General features: G+C 67.4%; 13 protein-coding genes. 6 read left to right on the top strand and 7 right to left on the bottom strand.

What is annotated here, in order from left to right; translation table 11 throughout:
• The first annotated feature begins 24 nt into the window (after positions 1-24).
• The 4 genes from ATO3_RS10375 (at position 25) to ATO3_RS10360 (ending at position 4,572) form a co-directional block, all read left to right on the top strand.
• Complete coding sequence (locus ATO3_RS10375) at positions 25-1,179, top strand: substrate-binding protein (protein WP_088649765.1); 1,155 nt, start codon at positions 25-27, stop codon at positions 1,177-1,179.
• Between the two features lie 64 nt (positions 1,180-1,243).
• Positions 1,244-2,077: a branched-chain amino acid ABC transporter permease gene (locus ATO3_RS10370; protein WP_088649764.1), complete on the top strand. Its 834-nt coding sequence runs from the start codon at positions 1,244-1,246 to the stop codon at positions 2,075-2,077.
• A 13-nt stretch (positions 2,078-2,090) separates the two neighbouring features.
• Positions 2,091-3,857, top strand: a complete 1,767-nt coding sequence (locus ATO3_RS10365) for a branched-chain amino acid ABC transporter ATP-binding protein/permease (RefSeq protein ID WP_088649763.1) — start codon at positions 2,091-2,093, stop codon at positions 3,855-3,857.
• Complete coding sequence (locus ATO3_RS10360; protein ID WP_233152096.1) at positions 3,850-4,572, top strand: ABC transporter ATP-binding protein; 723 nt, start codon at positions 3,850-3,852, stop codon at positions 4,570-4,572. The genes ATO3_RS10365 and ATO3_RS10360 overlap by 8 nt, the downstream gene beginning before the upstream one ends.
• A 122-nt stretch (positions 4,573-4,694) precedes the next feature.
• On the opposite strand, the gene minE is transcribed toward ATO3_RS10360, so the two are convergent.
• From minE to ATO3_RS10335, 5 genes are all read right to left on the bottom strand, one after another.
• Positions 4,695-4,979: a cell division topological specificity factor MinE gene (gene minE / locus ATO3_RS10355; protein ID WP_198963244.1), complete on the bottom strand. Its 285-nt coding sequence runs from the start codon at positions 4,977-4,979 to the stop codon at positions 4,695-4,697.
• Complete coding sequence (gene minD / locus ATO3_RS10350) at positions 4,976-5,824, bottom strand: septum site-determining protein MinD (RefSeq protein ID WP_088649761.1); 849 nt, start codon at positions 5,822-5,824, stop codon at positions 4,976-4,978. Before minD ends, minE begins: the two co-directional genes overlap by 4 nt.
• The gene (gene minC, locus ATO3_RS10345; protein WP_088649760.1) at positions 5,821-6,567 is read right to left on the bottom strand and encodes a septum site-determining protein MinC; all 747 of its coding nucleotides are present in this window, start codon (positions 6,565-6,567) and stop codon (positions 5,821-5,823) included. Before minC ends, minD begins: the two co-directional genes overlap by 4 nt.
• Before the next feature lie 336 nt (positions 6,568-6,903).
• Entirely contained in the window at positions 6,904-8,895 is a 1,992-nt protein-coding gene (locus ATO3_RS10340; protein ID WP_088649759.1) for a mechanosensitive ion channel family protein, read from the bottom strand.
• A gap of 289 nt (positions 8,896-9,184) precedes the next feature.
• Entirely contained in the window at positions 9,185-10,507 is a 1,323-nt protein-coding gene (locus ATO3_RS10335) for an NtaA/DmoA family FMN-dependent monooxygenase (RefSeq protein ID WP_088649758.1), read from the bottom strand.
• A gap of 604 nt (positions 10,508-11,111) precedes the next feature.
• Between ATO3_RS10335 and ATO3_RS29460 the strand changes: the two genes are divergently transcribed.
• Entirely contained in the window at positions 11,112-15,782 is a 4,671-nt protein-coding gene (locus ATO3_RS29460) for a calcium-binding protein (protein WP_088649757.1), read from the top strand.
• Between the two features lie 81 nt (positions 15,783-15,863).
• Here ATO3_RS29460 and ATO3_RS10325 read toward each other — a convergent pair whose 3' ends face one another.
• Positions 15,864-16,766: a LysR family transcriptional regulator gene (locus ATO3_RS10325; protein WP_088649756.1), complete on the bottom strand. Its 903-nt coding sequence runs from the start codon at positions 16,764-16,766 to the stop codon at positions 15,864-15,866.
• Between the two features lie 244 nt (positions 16,767-17,010).
• On the opposite strand from ATO3_RS10325, the gene amaB reads away from it, so the two are divergent.
• The gene (gene amaB, locus ATO3_RS10320; protein WP_198963243.1) at positions 17,011-18,534 is read left to right on the top strand and encodes an L-piperidine-6-carboxylate dehydrogenase; all 1,524 of its coding nucleotides are present in this window, start codon (positions 17,011-17,013) and stop codon (positions 18,532-18,534) included.
• 91 nt (positions 18,535-18,625) lie between these two features.
• Here the strand turns inward: amaB and ATO3_RS10315 are convergent, their stop codons facing one another.
• Positions 18,626-19,924, bottom strand: a complete 1,299-nt coding sequence (locus ATO3_RS10315) for an amidase (RefSeq protein WP_158217941.1) — start codon at positions 19,922-19,924, stop codon at positions 18,626-18,628.
• Positions 19,925-20,481: the final 557 nt, after the last annotated feature.

Raw genomic sequence — 20,481 nt, 5'->3', positions numbered from 1 at the left:
GCAACCAGAACAGGGAAACACACCATGAAGACAGCATCGAAATTCCTCGCAACCGTCGCCGGCACGATGATCGCCGGCGCGGCCCTGGCCCAGGACGGCGAGCCGATCAAGATCGGCGTGCCGGTGGGCCTGTCGGGCGCCAACAGCGTCGTGGCGCCGTCCGTGGTGCAGGCCGCCGAACTTGCGGTGGAAGAGATCAACGCCGGCGGCGGTGTGCTTGGCCGGCCGCTGGAGCTGGTGGTGGCCGATGACGGCTCGGGCGCGGTGGGGGCGCAGAAGGCCTTTGACAGCCTTGTCTTCCGCGACGAGGTCGACGTGCTGATCTCGATGGAGACCAGTGCGGCGCGCAACGCCGGTCTGCCCATCGTGTCGCGGGGCAAGGTGCCCTATATCTACACCTCGTTCTACGAGGGCAAATCCTGCAACCCGTTCCTCTACGTGAACGCCTGGGTGCCGGAACAGCAGGTGCCGCCGATCGTCGATTACCTCTCGTCCGAAGGCGCGACCAAATTCTTCCTGATCGGCAGCGATTATGCCTTCGGGCGCGGCATGTTGGAATTCGCGGGCGCCTATATCGCCGAGACCGGCGGTGAGGTCGTGGGCGAGGAATACCTGCCCATGGACGGCACCGACTGGACGGCGATCATCTCGCAGCTGAAAAGTTCGGGCGCGGATGCGCTGATCACCTCCACCGCCGGTGGCGCGCCCAACGTGACGCTGACCAAGCAGCTGCGCGGCGCGGGCGTCGATCTGCCCTATGCCAACCTTGCCGTGGACGAAGGCACCGCCGCCAGCATGGGCGCAGAGGCCGAGGGCATCCTGATCTCGGCCAGCTACGTCACCGGCATCGACAGCGAGGAGAACACCAGCTTCCTGGCCGCGATGAAGGACAAGTTCGGAGAAGAGCTGCGCACCCCCAACGACCTGTCGGTCCCGCAATACGAGGCGGTCTACCTCTACAAGGAAGCGGTCGAGGCGGCGGGCTCCACCGACGCCAGGGGCGTGCTGGACGCGCTGGGAGAAGTCTCCTTCACCGGTCCGCGCGGCACGATCTCGATGTCCGATCAGCATCACGCGCCGCTGACCATGTACCTTGGCCAGGTGCAGGCGGACGGCTCCGTTTCGGTGGTCGAGGCCTTCGAGAACGTGGATCCGGGCGAGCAATGTCCCAACCTCTGAGCTGACCCTGACCGGCGGCCCTGGTGGCCGCCGGATCCACCCCGGTGACGGAGACCCGCCGACCATGACATTGCTTCTCGACATCGCGACAAGTGCGGCGATCCTCTTCATCGTCGCCACCGGGCTGCTGACCATCTTCGGCGTGCTCAAGATCATCAATTTCGCCCATGGCGCTTGGCTGACCGTGGGGGCCTATTGCGCCGTGGCGGTGGGGCAGGCGGGGCTGAACCCCTGGCTGGCGTTGCCCGTGGCCTTCATCGCTGGATCGGTGCTGGGCCTGCTGACCGAGCGTTTCATCGTCCGCCCGCTCTATTCCCGACCGCTGGACGCGATCCTGGCGACCTGGGGGCTGGGCATCGTCATTGGCCAGCTGATCACGCTGGGTTTCGGGCGCGACGTGCAGTTCACCGCCAACCTGATCCCCGGGACGATGGACATTCTCGGCACCTCCTATTCCGCATATCGGATCTTCGCACTGGTCGCCGCCGTGGTCCTGGGCCTGGGCTTCTCGCTGCTGATGGAGGGCACGCGGCTGGGCCTGTCGGCCCGCGCCGTCATCATGAACGAGACGCTGGCGCGGGGCCTTGGCCTGGATACGGCAAAGATCCGCACCGTGACCTTCATGATCGGCACCGGGCTTGCCGGGCTTGCGGGCGTCCTGCTGACGCCGCTGACGAGCGTCGATCCGACCATGGGCGTGGCCTGGCTGGTCGGCTCCTTCATGCTGGTGATGGTCGCCGGCCAAAGCTTCGGCGCTCTGGCGCTGGCCTGCCTGCTGCTGGGTGGGGCGCAGGTGATCGTCTCGACCTACATCAGCCCGATCCTTGGCGGTGTGACCGTCGCGGTGCTGGCCGCCGTCATCCTTCGCATTTCTCCGAAAGGGTTCGCCCGTGCCTGACACGACATCCGACATGACCCTGACCGCCGCCGTGCCCGTCGCGCGCCGGGCCCGGCTGCTGTGGATCCTGGCCGCCGCCGCCGTGCTGCTGGTGGTCTTCGGACCCTACGTGCTGGACCGTTTCGCGCTGAACGTGCTGACGCGCGCGATGATCTTCGCGATCCTCGCGATCACCGTCGACCTGCTGTGGGGCTTCACCGGGATCCTGACCTTCGGGCAGGCCGCCTTCTTCGGGGTTGGGGCCTATGCCACGGCGATGCTGCTGACCCACGTGGGATCCTCGCCGCTGATGCTGGCGCTGGCCGTGCCGGTCGCCATCCTCGTGCCGATGATCCTGGGCGCCGCCGTCGGCTGGCTGACCTTCTACCCCGGGTCGTCGGATTTCTACGCCACGATCATATCGCTGGTCGTGCCCATCGTGATCACGCAGCTGATCTACTCCGGCGGGACGCTCACCGGCTCCAGCTCGGGCCTCGTGGGGTACTGGGGTCTGCCCCTCGGTCTCGAAGGTTTCTTCCGGCTTGCAGGCCTCTGCCTTGTCGCCGTTGCGCTGGCGGCGCTGATCTTCGTGCGGTCCGATGCGGGCCGGGTGCTGACCGCGATCCGCAACAACGAAACGCGCTGCGCCTATCTCGGGATCAACACCCAGCGCATCAAGATCGCGCTGACCGCCGCGCTGGCCGGGGTGACGGGGCTGGCGGGGTATCTTTACGCCAATGCCTCCGGTGTCGTGGCGCCCGAGAACGCGGGCTTCGTCTTTGGTACCGAGCTGGTGATCTGGACCGCCCTTGGCGGGCGTGGCACGATCATCGGCCCGGTGCTGGGCGCGATCGGCATCGGCTATCTCAGCGCGCAGCTGTCGGGTGACCTGCCGTTCCTGTGGCAATTGCTGATCGGTTCGCTCTTCGTGGTGATGATCATCTTCCTGCCCAACGGGCTGGCCGCACTCGCCACAGGCTTCCGCCAAAGCCGCAGGGCCGCCGTGGTGCCGGATCTCGTGGCCCGGCCGGTGCAGCGCAAGGCGCACAGGGGCGATGCGCCGCTGCTCGATATCGAGAAGCTGGAAAAATCCTACGGCAGCCACAAGGTGCTGGAGGACATCACCCTGTCGGTCCGTCCCGGCGAACTGGTCAGCCTCGTGGGCCCCAACGGCGCGGGCAAGACCACGCTGATGCGCTGCATGACCGATGGCGCTGCGGCCTCGGGTGGCATCGTGCGGATCAACGGCGAGAGCATCGCCGGCATGCTGCCCAACGACATCGTCGCGCGCGGCATCGGGCGCAAGTTCCAGGTCGCCAGCGTGTTCGAAAGCCTGACGGTCGCCGAATGCCTGCGCATGGCTCGCACTTCGCTGGATGCGCCAAGCTTCGTGACCGTGTCCGACACGCTGGGCCTGTCGCAATCGGCTATCGACATCCTGAAGCTGACGGGGCTGGACAAGATGCTGGACGCGCCGGTCTCGCTTCTGTCGCACGGGCAGAAGCAGAGCCTGGAGCTGGCGATGGTCGTCGCGCTGGAACCGGAGCTGATCCTGCTGGACGAGCCCACGGCGGGCCTGACCAAGACCGAGCGCACCACCATCGGAGCCGTGCTGAAGACGCTGACGGCCGAACGCGGCATGGCGGCGATCCTGGTCGAGCATGACCTGGATTTCGTGCGCGACATCTCCAGCCGGATCGTGGTGCTGCACCAGGGCCGCCTGGTGCTGGACGGCACGGTCGGGGAGGTCGTGAACAGCGACATCGTCAAGAAGATCTACTCCGGAGGCCACCATGGATGAGATGACCGAGCTGCGCACCGCCAAGCTCGCGCTGGAGGGCGTGAGCAGCGGATATGGCAACGTCGAGATCATCAAGGACCTGACACTGGACATCCGGCCGGGCGAGGTCTTTGCGCTGATGGGCAAGAACGGCATGGGCAAGACGACGCTTCTGAAGACGATCATGGGGCTGCTGCCTCTGCGCCAGGGGCGGATCCTGCTGGACGCGGATCCGGCCGGAAAGCTGGGGCCGAAGGACATGGTGCGCGCCAGGGTCGCCTATGCGCCGCAGGACCAGCCGCTGTTCCAGGACCTGACGATCCGCGACAACCTGCGGCTGGCGCTGCCCTCGGACAAGGCGCTGGCCGAGGGGCTGGAGCATGTCTATGGCCACTTTCCCTTCCTCAAGGAACGGCTGGGGCAGAGGGCAGGCACCCTGTCGGGCGGCGAGCAGAAGATGCTGATCATCGCGCGGGCGCTGATGACCCGGCCAAGCCTGCTGTTGATCGACGAGATATCCGAAGGGCTTCAGCCGACGGTGATCGATAGGATCGCCAGCGCGCTGAAGGATGAACGCGAGAGCCGTGGCACGACGATCCTGATCATCGAACAGAACCTGTCCTTTGTCCTGGGCATCGCGGATCGCTGGGCCGTGCTGAAGCTGGGCGTGATCGACGATGCCGGGCAGGTGGGGCCCGATACCCAGGCCCAGATCATCGAGCACCTGAGTATCTGAGTATCTGAGAGCCGATCACACCGACACGCCGGCGCCCCGTGCCAGGGCCCGGCGTCCGCAGTCCTGCAAGGCTGATCCACGGGCGGCGGCCGCGCGCGGTGTCAGACCTCTTTGCCGCCCCCTCAGCTGCGGGCGGCTTGTTTCTTCGGCGCCTCGGCGGGGATCTCTATATTGATCTCAAGGCTCGAGATCTCGTCGCCGCGTTCCATGCGGATATCGACGTCATCGTCCGCGACCTGGACGTATTTCCGGATCACGGCGATCACGTCGTTCTGCAGCTGGGGCAGGAAATCCGCCGTATCGGCGCCCCGCCCGCGTTCATGGGCGAGAAGGACCTGGAGTCGGTCCTTCGCGACCTGGGCCGGCTTCTTCTGGCGCGGCCGGAGAGAGAAACCGAACAAGCTCATGCCGTGCGCCCGAAGAGCTTCTGGAACAGGCCCGGGGCGCGCTCGGCCTCGACGCGCATCTCGATGTCCTTGCCGGTGATCCGCGCGACCGCATCCTCGTAGGCGCTGGCCGCGGCGCTGGGGTCGCCCAGCACGACGGGCGTGCCCACGTTCGAGGCACGCAGCACCGCCTGGCTTTCCGGAACAATGCCCAGAAGCGGCACGGCGAGGATCTCGAGCACGTCCTCGACGGTCATCATCTCGCCCTTGTCGATCCGCGCCTGGTCGTGGCGGGTCAGCAGGACGCGGGCCTCGACCGGCTCCGAGCCCTCTTCCTCGGCGCGGCGGGTCTTGCTGTGGAGCAGGCCCAGCACCCGGTCGCTGTCGCGGACCGAGGACACCTCGGGGTTGGTCACGACGATCGCCTCGTCGGCGAAATACATCGCCATCTGCGCGCCGCGCTCGATGCCGGCGGGGCTGTCGCAGATGATATAGTCGAATTCAGCCTTCAGCTCGTTCAGGACCGCCTCGACGCCTTCCTGGGTCAGCGCGTCCTTGTCGCGGGTCTGCGACGTCGGCAGGACATACAGCGTATCCAGGCGCTTGTCCTTGATCAGCGCCTGTTTCAGCTTTGCGTCGCCCTGGATCACGTTGATGAAATCGAACACCACGCGGCGTTCGCAGCCCATGATCATGTCGAGGTTGCGCAGGCCCACGTCGAAGTCGATCACCACCGTTTTGTGGCCCAGCTTCGCCAGCCCGGCAGAGATCGCCGCGGCCGAGGTGGTCTTGCCCACGCCGCCCTTGCCCGAGGTGATCACGATCACCTTGCCCAGCGGCGCCTCCTCCTTGATTTGCGTCGTCATCCGAGCGCCTCCATGCATAGCTTGTCCTTGTCCAGGAAGACCTGGACGCTGCGGTTCCTCAGCCCGTCGTCGATGCTCTCGCTGGTGCGGTAGAGCCCGGCGATGGCGAGCAGTTCGGCATTCAGGCTGTGGCAGAAGATCCGGGCGGTTTCGTCCCCGTGCACGCCGGCGATGGCGCGGCCGCGCAGGGGGCCGTAGACGTGAATGCTGCCCGAGGCGGCCAGCTCGGCCCCCGACGACACCGGCCCGATCACCGTCAGGTCGCCGCGTTCGGCCACCACGATCTGGCCCGAGCGTACGGGCCGGGTCAGCACCTTGTTGTCGGGCGGCAGCAGCCGGTCCGCCTTGGACCGGCCTGTCGATCTGTCGCGCGGCAGGGGCGCGTCGCGGCCCACCTGCACCTGGATCAGCCCCAGCTCCGAGGCGGTCTCCTGCTGCCGGGCATCGGCGTTCTCGACCCCGAAGACGCGCACCTTGCGCTGGCGCAGCTGGTCCACCAGGTGGCGGAATTCGTCGGGGTCCAGCCCCTGCGGCACATTGGCGAAATCCAGCACCATGGGCGCTTCGGCCAGAAGATGCGGCGTGCTCTTAAGCTGGTCGTCCAGGGCGGTGAAGAAGGCCTCGTCGATCGGGCCATTTTCCAGCCGCAGGGCGATGGCGGTCAGGAACCGCCCCCGGATGCGGAAGGGAACGACGTCGACCGACGCGGTGTCGCGCCGGGCCCGGCTGCGGTCTCGTTGCACGTGAACCTGATGCTCCTGATCTGCCTGTATGCCGCGATTCGCCCGCAGCCTTGGTTTTTTCCCTTCCTAGCTGGCTCAGACCCGAGGTCCAGTACGGATTATGGTACTGGCCGGATTCCGGGCGTGTTCCCGCTTCATTTCCAGGGGAGTTCCGCCGAAAAGGGGGGCTTTCCGGATCAGGCGAGGCTGACGCAAGGGCAATTCGAACTTGCCGAGGCCTCGCGGTCCGACGGCGCATAACCGGTCCGGGTGGGGCCGGGCGTGCGGGGGGGTGCCTGTTTGAGCCCGGCGGGTGTCCACCCGCCATCGCCGCCATCGCCACCGGGTCCGGCCGTGTCACGTCCCGCGATCGGTCCCCGGAGCACGCTCGGTGGTCTCCGCCGTTGCGTCCTCCGGGTCGGCGGAGAGCGGCTCGCTTCGTTCCGGGGCGATCTCTTCCTCTCGGCCGCCGGCATCTTGGCTGCCGTAGGGCGGATAGTCCAGTGTCGCCGCGAGCCGGTCGAGCTCGGCCTCGGACAGGCGCGGGAAGGGGAGGGTCCCGGACCGGCGCCAGCCCTGCACTTCGGCCTCGGCGGCTGTGCTGCGGTCCGGATCGAGGCCGGTGTCGCGGGCCATGTAGAGCGTCTGCGAGGGGAAGGCGATATCGGTGCCGGACTCGCGGATAATGTCGAAGACCCGCAGGAAGACATCCTCGCGGATCGCATGGAAGTCATTCCATTCGTGGGTGGCGGCGTAGATCCGGATGTTGACGTTCAGCGCGCTGTCGCCAAAGCCCGAGAACCGCACCCGCACCGTGTCGCCGTCGATCCGGGGATGGGCATGCAGCATCCGCCGCAGCCGAGCCAGCACATGGCGCATCTGGTCCATGCTGGTGTCGTAGCGCAGGCCCACAGTCTCGTTGATCAGCATCCGGTCGCATTGGGCCCAGTTGATGATCTGCATGTCCGCGAACTGCGCATTGGGGATCGAGATGATGGTCCGGTCCAATGCGCGCAGCTTGGTGGAGCGGATGCCGATCCCTTCCACCGTACCCTGCTGGCTGCCCACGGTGCAGAAATCGCCCACGCGCACGGGCCGATCGATATAAAGGATCACCCCGCCGATCAGGTTCTCGAAGGTGGGCCGGACCGCCAGCGCCACGGCGAGACCGCCGATCCCGAGGCCCGCGACCACGCTCAGCACCGGCAGGCCGATGGCCTGGCCGCCGAAGGCCAGAAAGATCAGCGCCCCGATCAGCCCGAAGGTGCCGGCGCCCAGCCGTAGCAGGTCGGCATCCAGCCCCTCGTCCGGGATCCGGGGCGAGCGGATGACGCTTTCCACCATGATCCGCACCACCAGCCAGAACAGCAGGGCCATGGCGCCGTAGGTGATCACGGTCAGCACGGCGTCGTAGAGCTTGGCGAAGGAGCCGGAGAGATGCACCTGCCGGGCGATGAACGGCAGCAGCGTGGTCGTGCCATAAATCGCCAGGAGCGGCGGCACGGTGCGCAGGACCAGATCGGTCACGCGCGCTCCGCGGCCGATCGCGTGCAGCAGGCGTCCCAGCGCCAGCAGCGCCGTGCCGAACAGCGCGAGCAGCGCGACCTCGAAGATCACCTTCCAGGCCGGTGTGTCCAGCCAGGGCCGGTTCAGCGCGTCGGGCATCAGCTCGACCACTTCCGGCGGCACCAGCGGCCCGGTCTGTTGCGGGCCGAAGGCGGACCAGCTCTCGATCTCCAGCGGGCTGTCCATGGGCAGGTGGCGGATGGCCGCGAAGAAACGCGGCGCGATGCGGACGGTGGCGGCCGAGAACAGGTATTCGCCCTCGCGCTCGCCCTCGGTGATGCGTTCGATCCGCAGCGGGGTCTGCGGGATCCGCATGCTGCCGGTGGTCATCTGGTCGATCATGTCGACGTCGGGAAAATCCAGCGGGTCGGGGTCCCCGATGCGGCCGAAGATGTCCATGAGGTATTCGAAGGTCCGGATCCCGGTCTCGCGTCGGGTGGCGGTGGCGACGTCCTCGAGGTTGATGAGGAAGACCAGCTCGTCCGACAGCAGCGCGATCTCGGCCAAAAGGTCCAGCGACGGGTCCTCGAGATAGGCGCCGACGATCGCCTCGAGGTCGCCGGAGACGCGCGTGAACGAGGCGATCGTGTCGCGCGGGCTGTCGGTGCGCACGGGGGACCAGCCCTCGGAATAGGGGTCCGGGAGCGCGTCGCGGGTGGCATCCTGCTGTGCGCGGAGGCCGGATGGAGCGAAGGTGGCCAGGACGAGCGTCAGCAGCAGCACGAAGACGCGCAGAGGGGTCGCCCGGCGATGCGGGCGGCGGCGGACGTGGGGCTGTGTCATGGCGTTTTCCTGTCGTCTTCTGCCTTTGGCCCACGGGCGGGGCCGCCCGCCGCGATGCCCATTGTGCACAGGGTTCTGGACCGAAAGCCTGGTCGGTTCCAGCCTCTGGCCGCAGGTTGTCGCCCCAGCGTGTCAGCCGTGAGACACCTTGGATCCCCGGTCGTGGCGAGCGAGGAAGCGTGGCACGAAAGATCTGAATTATCTATGTATGACAGAAGGTTTCAAGGCGATATTTATGCGTTTGACCAAGTGGGAAGGCCCGTGTCCGGACCCGGCCCGGCCGCTTGTGTCAAAAGGCCAGCAGGTTGTCGCGCAGCATCTCGTGTTCGTATTTCTTCCGGACCAGTCCGCGCCGCTGCAGCGCCGGGACAAGACCGTCGGTGATCGTCGCCAGTGACCGGCGCGACAGGTCGCCGAGCGCGATCAGGAAGCCGTCACCGCCGGCGACCTCCATCGCCTCCTCCATCTGCGCGGCGACGCTGTCGGGCGTGCCGACCAGGTCCACGCCGTAGCCTTTCGTCGCCCGCTCCAGCACCGCCTCGCGCAGGGTGTTCTGGCCGGCGGCCTCAAGAAACTGCTTCAGCGTGGTCTGGTGCCCGTTGGTCGTCAGCTCGCCCACCGGCTGATCCAGGTCGAATTCCGAGAAGTCGATATTGATCGTCCAGCCCAGCCGCGCCAGCCGCACATCCATGTTCTGCTCGGCCTCGACGCGGCGCTGTTCGGATTTCCAGCGCGCCATCTCCTCGGTCTCCTCCACGATGGGGGAGACCAGGAACAGCACCTTGCAGCTGTCCGGATCGCGCCCGTTTTCCACCATCTGTGCGCGCACCTGCTCGCGGTAGGCGCGCATGTTCTCGGCCCCGTCGGGCGCGGCGACGATAGTGTCGGCATGGCGCGCGGCAAAGCGGATGCCCATCTTCGAGCCCCCGGCCTGCGCGATCACCGGCCGGTCCTGTACCGTCGGGCCCGAGTTCAGCGGCCCGCGCGAGGCATAATACTCGCCCTCGAAATCGATCGTGTTCACCTTCGAGGGGTCGAAAAGCTGCCCGCTCTCCTCGCCTGGCTCCAGCCCGCCGACCTGCGCCCCGGGCGCCCAGCTGCCCCAGAGGCCCTTGACGATCTCGACATATTCCTCGGCCATCTCGTAGCGCTTGTCGTGTTCGGGCATCGCCTGCATCCCGAAGTTCTGCGCGGCGAAATCCGAGGACCCGGTCACCATGTTCCAGCCTGCGCGCCCGCCCGAGATCTGGTCGAGCGAGCCGGTGATCCGCGCCGTGAGGTAGGGGTGGTAGGCGAAGGTCGACAGCGTCGGCACGATGCCAAGGCGCGAGGTCGAGGCGGCCAGCAGCGTGGCCACCACCGAAGGTTCCTGCCGGGGAATGCACAGGCCGGTCTTTAGGAACAGGTCGCGCGAATTCTGCCAGTTCTCGCCGACATAGATCGAATCCTCGATCAGCAGGTAATCGAAACAGGCTCGTTCCAGCCCTTGCGCGAGATCCCTGAAGAAGCTGGCGCTCTGCCAGTCCTGCCCGATCGTGCCGATGAAGGGCGAGCCCCAGGCATGAACGCTGGAGCCCTGCAGGAAGTAGGAAAGGTGAAACGGCTGCGGCATGGTAGGTCCTCGTGGGGAAGTCTGGTCAGGCATGGGCGCCGGCGGGCCGCCCCCGGACACGGTGCGAAAGCCCGTCGGGACGGCCGGTCATGGAGGCCCCGGCGATGGCAGCGAGGTCAGCGGAGAACGCCGCGCGCCTCCAGCGGGTTGGCGGGGAAATCCCGGCGCGCCCGGCGCGGCGCTGGCGAAAGGGGCGAATTGCCGGAGGGACGCCGATTTGCTGGGCGGCGGACGAATGCATCGGCGCGGGGCAGGCCGGTGCCATGCCCCGGCCGTAAAAGTGCCCCCGTGTACCTTGTGGCCGGGGCTGCCACGGAACGACCGCATTCATCGCGCAATTTGCGTCCGGTTACCGCCCCATTTCCATTTTCAGAAATCGATTGTTTCGAAGGCGTCGCGGTTTCGGTCGGCTTGGTTCTTAACACTATGTACTACTCTTGCTAGGCAGTATCGGCCTGGCCTGGGCCTGTGCCTGGCCAGGCACCGCGCGATCAGAGGGAGGACGCGGTTCGCCGACCTGGCCGACAACCGTGGCACTGCACAGGTGTTTACCGCCTGTCCAGAGGTTGCCGCCACCTAAGCAAACTGAAGGAGGCCCCGCACCATGGCCGACGCAACAGACACCCCCGCAACCGAACCCATGGAACCCGTGGGCAAGACGCCCAAGCCGAAGCTTTCTGTGCCCGGAACTTCCACGCCCACGGTCCCGTCCGCGGTTGCCACCACGCTTGAGGTCACGCTCAGCGACGCGCTGCAGAAGACGCTGGGAGAGCCAGGCGTGAATGCCTATGCGGTCTACTTCAACAAGAACGTCGGCGGTGGTCCGATGTGGACCGAGCTTGTCTCGGACGGTGTCGTCGGCAATAAGGGCGTGACCGAGATCCCGCTGACGGACACGGTGAACGGTGTCCTGCAGCCGCTGATCGGCGGCAAGGTCTACTTCCTGGTCCAAAGCGCCGGGTCGGGCGCTGCGGACCTGCGCCAGGTGATCACCCAGGAAAGTGACATCAACTGGGGCAATGCAGAAGCGAACGATTATCGCTACGACAGTTTCGAGGTCACGCTTCAGGGCTCGCCCAATGACGTGGGCAACCTGACCTCGGTGAACGGCTTCGGCCTGCCGATGGAACTGAAGGTCGATTATACCGACGGCAGCTCCTCCAAAGGCTACAGCATCCCGGCCAAGACGCTGTTCGACAAGCTGGACGAGGCCGCGTCGGGGTCTGTCGACACCTATTCCGACGGGCCGCTGAAGGGCGACAACCGGGCCGCGGTGTCGCCGACCACCTCGGTGGCAGAGGGCTTTGACGACTACCAGGCCTCGGACTGGCTGCCTTACCTGGACGATCTGAAATCGGCGGACGGTATCGTGATCTCGGGCTTCTTCAACGGCGCGCCGGATGCCAACCAGATCTGGCACAACAGCGGCTTTTACGCCTATGCGCTGGAGTGGGACGGCACCCACAAGGTCTTCTGGCTGCGCGCGCAGGACAGCAGCCAGATCAAGGGCGACATCCGCCTGACCGAAGACGACCTCGCCAACAGCATCTATTCCACGCTTGGCAATGTCGGCGTCTACGCGCCCGGCTCCGACACGCCCTACCAGATCTTCAATCACGCCTCGGTCAACAACAGCACTGGCGCAGAAGCCACGATGAACACGGGCGAGAACAACCAGTGGGGCGCCGTGCTGGAGCAGTTCCTCACCGGGTTCACCGCCGGCTATTACGGGGTGGAGGGGCAGTCCCTGAACCCGCTGGACGACACGCCGATCGACCTGAGCCAGAACTGGAACTGGGATCCGACCTATGCCTTTGGCGAGAACATGGCGCAGGATCCCTCGACCAAGTCGGCCTATGTGCCGACGTTCTTCGACCATTACTCGCAGGTCTTCTTCGACATCTCCAACTCTTACGGTTCGGGCTATTCCGACGGGCTGATGGCCCAGTACAACCGGGGCGATCCGCTGATCTCGGTCTCGGAGCCGGGCACGTCGCAGAACGTACCGAAGATCTCTTTGACACTTTTCGACGACGACGAGACGCCCGAGGGATACGTGGCGCCGGAGATCGACAATTACATCGCCCCGGACGCAGGTGGATATGTCACCGCGCCGGCGGGGACCACCAACACCTCCGGCGCGTCGGTCGGGCTGAACCTGGCCAATGCCGGTATGGTGCTGAAGGGCGACACACCGATCACTCTGGATTTCCTCGTCAGCGGGGATGGCAGCAGCGCTGCAGACTGGCAATCCGTCACGATCACCCCGGACGACGCCACGCCGCTCTGGCAGAACTGGAAGATCGACGTCGACGCCAACGGGGACTACAAGGCCGTCGCCAGCGGCACCGACACGCCGCCGGGCAGCCTGCTGATCACCAATTACCCGGGGATGGAGGCCGGCGTCCACTGGTCCCGGATCACCATCGGCGAAAACGAGGCCTCCAAGACCTTCAACCTCTATACCACGACCGATGGAACCAACTTCCTGAACCCCGCCTATGACGGTCAGTCCGGTGCGCTGGCCATCGACGGGCTGGCGACGATCGCGCCACAGGCCTCCACGGCGAGCGGGATCCCGACGTTCACCATCGACTTCCTGCGCTCTTCAAGTTCGACCCTGCCGTCCGAGTTGCTGACGATCAATACCGACCTGGCCCCGGACCGGACCCCGACGGCGCCCGTTGTCGGCACGCTGGACGGGACCACCTTCACCGCGCTGAGCGGGCAAGGCGACAAGATCAACACCAGCGCAACGGCGACCAGCGCCGAGGTTGCCTTCGGCTGGACCGGCCTCAACAACTCAAAGGCGGCATCGGCCTCTGTCTCTGAGTGGATCGACAGCTATTCCAACAAGGTTGGCGCCCTGAACTATGCCCAGATCAGCACCTTGACCGGAGCCGGGGCCGCGGTGCCGTTCCTGACCACCCGGTCGGACCTGGACGGGCAATGGATGACCGAGGCGAAGGCCCTGGGCAACGGCACCTATACCGTGACCATGACCGAATTTCTGCCGGGCACCAACGACGAGATGATCCCGATCGGTGCGCAGAGCAGCCCGCTGACACTGACTGTCGACGTGGCCGAAAAGCCCCTTGCGCTGGCGCAAGGCGGGCGGGCGCTGAAGATCGCCAATGACAGCGGGCCCGACGTCGCCGGCAACTGGGTCCGGATCGGCTCCGCCGAAGCGCCGCAGGTGGCCGGTGCCGCCGTGGCGGTTGTGCTGACCGACGCCAAGGGCGCATTGATCCATGCGGAGACGGGCGCGACGGGCGGCGTTTCGGTTGAGGACGCCAAGGTCCTGACCCTGGGCGCGCTGGCCCTGCCGGACGGCGGCGAGGCGCTGCACGGCATGCAAAGCCTCTACCTGCCCACCGAGGCGCGGCTGGGCTTCGTCTCGCTTGATGCGGATGGCAATGCCCGGGGCGATCTGGCGGTCGCCACGCCCGAATCCGACGGCGGTGCCAGGGTCGAGGTCGGCGGTCACGTGCTTGACGTGGACGTCGACAACACGCTCTCCGACGCCGCGCAGCTGGCCGATGCCCAGCGGGAGACGTGCGAGCCTTTCGTCTTCGTCCGCACCGGGCAGAAGATCCGTGTCGACCTGGCCGGGGACGCCGAGGGCGGCAACCGGCTTGGTTTCGTCAAGGTCGACATAGACGATGACGGCGGCTGGTCGGTCGGCGGCGTCGGCCAGGACGAGGCGGGCTTTGACGCCACTCTGCGCGCCAATCTGGACGGCGGGTTCTCCATGCGGGGCGCGGGCAATTTCCGGGACGCGAATACCTGGACCGTCGCGGGCGAGACGGGGTTCTACGCGCCGGTCGTGCTGACCGATACGGGCGAGGTCCTCTTTGCTCCGGCCGAGAACGGCGATGAAGGCGACGGCGACAGCGTCCGCGTGCTGGGTCAGTCCTTCTTTGCGTTCGAGGATGGCGCCGGCAGCCGCGATTTCGACGACATCTCGGTCCGGCTGACCCCGGTGTCCGAAGGGCTGACCGGCCGCCTGGAAGGCGAGGCCGACGTGCCTCTGGTGGTACAGACGGCGGCGGCGGTGCGCGCGGGAGACCGGTTCGTCTCAAGCCTGCCGGATGTCGACGGGGGAGCCTTCGGCGTGACGGTGTTGCCGGACGAGGCCGGCAGCTCGCGCCTGCTGGTGAATGGCGAGGCGATCTTCCGGGGCGACAGCGGTGTCCGGATGCAGGGGCCCGGCGGCATCGCGGTGATCGGCGAGGACGGCATTCTCAGCCTGGCCGGCGATGGCACGGTTCTGAGCCTGGACACCGGAACAGGCACCCTTGTGAACCAGGGTCTGATCCGGGGCGACATCGGCTTTGGCGCGGGCGACGACATCGCGCGCGGCCCGGGGCGCTACAACGGCGAGATCCGGATGCGGCAGGGCAACGACTCCTTTGCCGGCGGTGCGGGCGACGACGTGGTCCTTGGCGGTGCAGGTGCGGACGAACTGCGGGGCTGGGCCGGGGACGACACCCTGACCGGCGGCACCGGTGCGGATGTGCTGATCGGCGGGCGCGGGATGGATGAGTTGCGGGGCGGTCCGGGCTTCGACGTGCTCAAGGGCGGGATCGGCGCGGACGAGCTGCGCGGCGGCCGTGGCGCGGACACGCTGAATGGCGGGCCCGGCGATGACCGGCTCTTTGGTGGCCGGGGCGCCGACCTCGTCGAAGGCGGCACCGGAGACGACCTGCTGATGGGCGGCATCGGCGCCGACGATCTGCGCGGCGGCAAGGGCGACGACACCATATGGGGCGGCGCCCGGGACGACGTGATGCGGGGCGAGCAGGGCGCGGATTACCTGCTGGGCGGCCGCGGCAACGATATCCTGCTGGGCGGCAGCGGAGACGACGTGCTGCGCGGCGGCCGTGGCGCGGACACGCTGAATGGCGGGCCCGGCGATGACAGGCTGATCGGCGGGCTCGGCGCAGACCTGCTGGCCGGTGGCCCGGGCGACGACGTGCTGATCGGCGGCCGGGGCGACAACGTTCTGCTGGGCGGCAGCGGATCGGATGTCTTTGTCATGCACATCCGCAACGGAAACGACCGGATCGGTGACTTCGACCTCAGCAGCGATACGCTGGACCTGACGGATTACGGGTTAGACCCGGATACCGGGATGGCACAGGTGCTCTCGGCGATGGAGGAGCTGCCGGACGGGTCGACCCTGCTGGATCTCTCCGATCTGGGCGGCGCGGGCTCGGTCCGGTTCAACGGGCTGGCCCTGGAGGATGCGCCGGACATATTCTTCCTGTTCTGATCCGGACGCGATACGAACCGAAGGGGGCGGGCACCGCCCCCTTTTTCTTGGGACCCGCGCGTGTTCGCACCCGCGCCGGCGCTATCCCGCCAGCGGCCGGAACGACACCTGCGTCAGAAGCCAGTCCCGGAAGGCCGCGGCCGTCTCGGCGCCGCGTTCCGGGGTGACGATGTAATAGCCCGCATCGGTGGAATGGGGGATCTCGATCGCCACCTTCAATGCGCCGCTCTCCAGCTCGGGCTCGATCAGATAGGCGGGCAGCAGCGCGCAGCCCATGCCGGCGCGCACCGCTTCGATCGTCAGCGAGAACTGGTCGACCCAATGGCCTTCGCGCGCATCCGGCATCTCAAGCCCCTGCCGCGCGAACCAGTCGGGCCAGAGAAACGGGCGGTCGGACAGGTGGATCTTGGGCAGGCCGGCCAGGTCACCGGCGCTGTCGATCCGCCTGTCGCGCAGGGCGCCGCCGACCACGGGCAACACGATCTCGCTGCACAAATAGGTACAGCTGCCGCCGGGCCAGGCGGGTTGACCGTAATGGATGGCAAGGTGGCAGTTGCGCTCATCCAGGTCAAAGACCCCCTGCATCGTCGTCAGGTCGAACCGGGTTTCAGGCGCGATCTTCAGGTAGGCGGGCAGGCGGGGCATCAGCCAGCGCGTGGCAAAGGTGGGCAGTGCGTTGACCGCAAGCACGCGGTCGCCCACGGCGCCGGCATTCGCATGTCGCATGGTGATCTCGGCCATCTCCAGCAGGCGGCAGACCTCGGGCAACAGGTCGCGGCCGGCGGCGGTCATCACCACGCGCCCGGGCAGCCGTTTGAACAACGGCTTGTCCAGCTGGGCCTCAAGCTCGCGCACCTGGCGGCTGACAGCGCTTTGTGTCAACGCCATCTCTTCGGCGGCACGGGTGAAATTCCCATGTCGGGCGGCGCATTCGAAGGTCTGCATCAGGCGCAGGTCGGGCAGGAAGCGGCGCTGTCGGATCACCTGTCGGTCTCCCGGAATGTGGCCCCGCGCAGCATGCCCGGGGCGGGGCATCCGGGCAAGCCACCATGCGCAAACGGAATGGGGTCAGTCTGATCCCGCGTTCGGTTTCCGCGCGCCTTGTCGCTATGATGGCGCGCGACGACCGGGTGCCATAGGCGTGGCCATGGCGCCGGGAGGCGGGCAGATCCGCGCGGAGCGCACCGCGACGACCTCGGCACGCTCCGCACGAGCAAAGGAGACCACGATGCACAGCAAATCCCTCGCGGCAGTGACCGCGGACACGATGGCGGCCTGCGGCGCGACGGTCGCCCTGGATGCAGGCGCGGGCCTGACGGTGACCTCGCCGGTGACCGGACAGCCCGTCGCGACCCTGGCACAGCATTCCCCGGCCGAGGCCGAGGCGATGGTGGCCCGGGCGCACGATGCCTTTGCCGCCTGGCGCATGGTGCCGGCCCCGCGCCGGGGCGAGCTGGTGCGGCTTTTCGCCGAGGAACTGCGCCGCTCGAAGGAGGACCTGGGCCGCATGGTGTCCGTCGAGGCGGGCAAGAGCCCGTCCGAGGGCCAGGGCGAGGTGCAGGAGATGATCGATATCTGCGACTTCGCCGTGGGCTTGTCGCGCCAGCTTTACGGTCTGACCATCGCCACAGAACGGCCGGGCCACCGGATGATGGAAACCTGGCATCCGCTGGGTGTCGTGGGCATCATCACCGCCTTCAACTTTCCCTGCGCGCCCTGGTGCTGGAACGCGGCCCTTGCGCTGGTCTGCGGCGATCCGGTGATCTGGAAACCCTCGGAAAAGACCCCGCTCACCGCGCTGGCCGTGCAGGCCGTGCTGGACCGGGCGCTGGCCCGGTTCGGCGCCGATGCCCCCGCGGGGCTGAGCCAGGTTCTGATCGGCGGGCCCGCGCTGGGCGAGGTGCTTGTCGACAGCCCGAAGGTCGCGCTGATCTCGGCCACCGGCTCGACCCGTATGGGGCGCATCGTCGGGCCGAAGGTCGCGGCGCGGTTCGGCCGCTGCATCCTGGAACTGGGCGGCAACAACGCGGGCATCGTCTGTCCCTCGGCCGACATGGAGATGACCCTGCGCGCCGTGGCCTTCGGTGCCATGGGCACCGCCGGGCAGCGCTGCACCACCATGCGGCGGCTCTTCGTGCACGAAAGCGTTTATGACCAGATCGTGCCGGCGCTGATCAAGGCCTATGGCTCGGTCACGGTGGGCAATCCGCTTGAGACCGATGCGCTGGTTGGCCCGCTGATCGACAAGGCGGCCCATGATGCGATGCTGGAGGCGCTGGACGAGGCGCGGGGGCTGGGCGGTGTCGTCCATGGCGGCGCGCGCGCGACGGATGTGCCGGAGGGCGCGATCTATGTTCATCCCGCCCTGGTCGAGATGCCAGAGCAGGCCGGGCCGGTCCTGCGCGAAACCTTCGCGCCGATCCTCTATGTCATGAAATACAAGGACTTCGACCAGGCGCTGGAGCTGCACAACGCGGTGGGCGGCGGCCTGTCCTCGTCGATATTCACCACCGACCTGCGCGAGATGGAAACGTTCCTGTCCGCCCGCGGCTCCGATTGCGGCATCGCCAATGTGAACATCGGCACCTCGGGCGCCGAGATCGGCGGCGCGTTCGGCGGCGAGAAGGAGACCGGCGGCGGACGCGAAAGCGGATCCGACGCCTGGCGCGCCTATATGCGCCGCGCGACGAACACGATCAACTACTCGACCGAGCTGCCGCTGGCCCAGGGCGTGGTCTTCGACATCGGCTGAGTTTCCGGCCGCGCAGCCGAGGGCCCGTTTGCCTTCAGCGGCTGCGCGGCCGGAGACCCGATGAGGCCCCCGGCCGATCCGGGGCCCCGGGTCAGGCCGCGGCCAGCGCGTTTTCGAGGAAGGCGGCCGCGCGCAGCACCCGGGCATCCTCTCCGAACCGGCCCACCAGCTGCACGCCCACGGGCAGGCCCTTTGGCCCCTGTCCGGCGGGCAGGGTGACGCAGGGCACACGCAGCATGGTCCAGCCGCGGTTGAAGGTCGGATCGCCGGTATAGCCCAGCCCCTCGGGCGCCTCTCCGGGCGCGGCGAAGGTCAGCAGCACGTCGTTCTCGCCGATCAGCTCGGCAAAGCCCGCCTGCGCCTCGGCCATGGCGCGCATCGCGGCATCGTAGGTCTCGACCGAGGACCGGGTCCAGAGATCGACCAGCCCCTGCCGGGTCATCGGCGCCAGCCGCTCGTTCCGGTGCAGCCGCTCGTCCATCAGCGCGGTGGGCAATTCGCGGTCCATGACGCCTTCGTGGATCGCCAGGTGACGCCGGCTGATCTCGGTCGGCGCGGTGTCGGTCACGGTGGCGCCGGCGGCATCGGCGGCGCGGGCGGCGGCCTGCAGGATCTCGTGGGTGTAATCCTCGGCCACGTCCGCCTCGGGCGGCAGAAAGAGACCGATGCGTGGGGCCTCGTCCGGCACGCCGGCCTCGGCCAGGGCGGGGCGGTCCGAGAGCGCGGCCAGCACGATGCCAAGGTCGCCGACACTGCGTGTGAAAGCGCCGATCGTGTCGAGGCTTTGCGCCAGCGTCTTGGTGCCGGTGCGGTCGATCAGGCCGAAGCTGGGCTTGCAGCCGACCACGCCGCAGAAGGACGCGGGCCTGATGATCGAACCTGAGGTCTGGGTGCCATAGGCCACGGGCACCATGCCCGCCGCGACGGCCGCGGCCGAGCCGGAGGAGGAGCCGCCGGGCGTATGGGCGCTGTTGTGCGGGTTGCAGGTCTCGTTGGGCGAGATGAAGGCGAATTCGGTGGTGACGGTCTTGCCCATGATCAGCGCTCCCTCGGCCTTGGCCTTGGCGACGCAGGCGGCATCGGTGCCGGGGCGGTGGCCAGCATAAAGCCCGGATCCGTAGGCGGTGGGCAGGTCGCGCGTTTCGATCACGTCCTTCACGCCCAGGGGCACGCCGGTCAGGCCGCCGTGCGGGGCGAGCCCCCGGTCGATGCGGCGCGCCTGCGCGAGGCCCGCGTCATTCACGCTGACCCAGGCCCGGATGTCCGGGTCCTGTTCGGCGATGAGGTCAAGGCCGTCTGCAAAGACGGTCTCGGCCTTGAGGGATCCGCTTTCGATCGCGGCGAGGATCTGGTGCACCCCGCGCATGCGCGGATCGTCAAAGGTTTTCATCAGGTGGTTGCTTTCAGTTCCCGGGGGCAATCCCGGGGGTGTTGAGGCTTTCAATCTATGTCCTGACCGGCAGGTATCCATGCCGAGGATACGGATATCAATCACCGGGACATCTTTGCTGGCATCATGACCGGAGATTGCCCAAATTCGCGGAGGCTGTGGCGGATGCCGCCGTTACCCGTCCATTCACCGAAGCGGGATGGAGAACCGGGCGGGCCGGACGGAAGGGGGCATGGATCGGGTATCGCCCCGGTCGCGGCGGGGTGTTTGGCAAACCTCTGCGGCAGGACCGGCCTAAGGGCCTGCGGTGGGCAGGTCCAGGCCGGATGGACAGGGCCTGGCGCAGGACGGCCGCGCCCCGTGTCCTTTGGGGGCAAAAGGGCCTGCTGTCACAAGCTCGGTCTCGTCTGGGCGCGGTTTCGTGTTATCATTGAGTCTCAGGACACAATCTGCTTCCTCAAAAGCCGCCGCGCGCCCAGGCTGACGCGCAGCCCGGGAGGGTGCGGTGCCGTGTCTTGCACGACAGCTCCGGATCGGGGCAGGCTTGAGTCATCCGA

The sequence above is a fragment of the Marinibacterium profundimaris genome (genome assembly GCF_002210095.1).
GTDB classification, from domain to species: domain Bacteria; phylum Pseudomonadota; class Alphaproteobacteria; order Rhodobacterales; family Rhodobacteraceae; genus Marinibacterium; species Marinibacterium profundimaris.
The sequence above is the reverse complement of the archived record's forward strand: the minus strand, read 5'-3'. Positions and strand labels throughout refer to the sequence as shown.

Excerpts from the sequence above, each read along its gene's own strand:
- ATO3_RS10375 (WP_088649765.1), top strand. The coding sequence starts at position 25 with ATGAAGACAGCATCGAAATTCCTCGCAACCGTCGCCGGCACGATGATC.
- ATO3_RS10370 (WP_088649764.1), top strand. The coding sequence starts at position 1,244 with ATGACATTGCTTCTCGACATCGCGACAAGTGCGGCGATCCTCTTCATC.
- ATO3_RS10365 (WP_088649763.1), top strand. The coding sequence starts at position 2,091 with ATGACCCTGACCGCCGCCGTGCCCGTCGCGCGCCGGGCCCGGCTGCTG.
- ATO3_RS10360 (WP_233152096.1), top strand. The coding sequence starts at position 3,850 with ATGGATGAGATGACCGAGCTGCGCACCGCCAAGCTCGCGCTGGAGGGC.
- minE (WP_198963244.1), bottom strand. The coding sequence starts at position 4,979 with ATGAGCTTGTTCGGTTTCTCTCTCCGGCCGCGCCAGAAGAAGCCGGCC.
- minD (WP_088649761.1), bottom strand. The coding sequence starts at position 5,824 with ATGACGACGCAAATCAAGGAGGAGGCGCCGCTGGGCAAGGTGATCGTG.
- ATO3_RS10340 (WP_088649759.1), bottom strand. The coding sequence starts at position 8,895 with ATGACACAGCCCCACGTCCGCCGCCGCCCGCATCGCCGGGCGACCCCT.
- ATO3_RS10335 (WP_088649758.1), bottom strand. The coding sequence starts at position 10,507 with ATGCCGCAGCCGTTTCACCTTTCCTACTTCCTGCAGGGCTCCAGCGTT.
- ATO3_RS29460 (WP_088649757.1), top strand. The coding sequence starts at position 11,112 with ATGGCCGACGCAACAGACACCCCCGCAACCGAACCCATGGAACCCGTG.
- amaB (WP_198963243.1), top strand. The coding sequence starts at position 17,011 with ATGCACAGCAAATCCCTCGCGGCAGTGACCGCGGACACGATGGCGGCC.
- ATO3_RS10315 (WP_158217941.1), bottom strand. The coding sequence starts at position 19,924 with ATGAAAACCTTTGACGATCCGCGCATGCGCGGGGTGCACCAGATCCTC.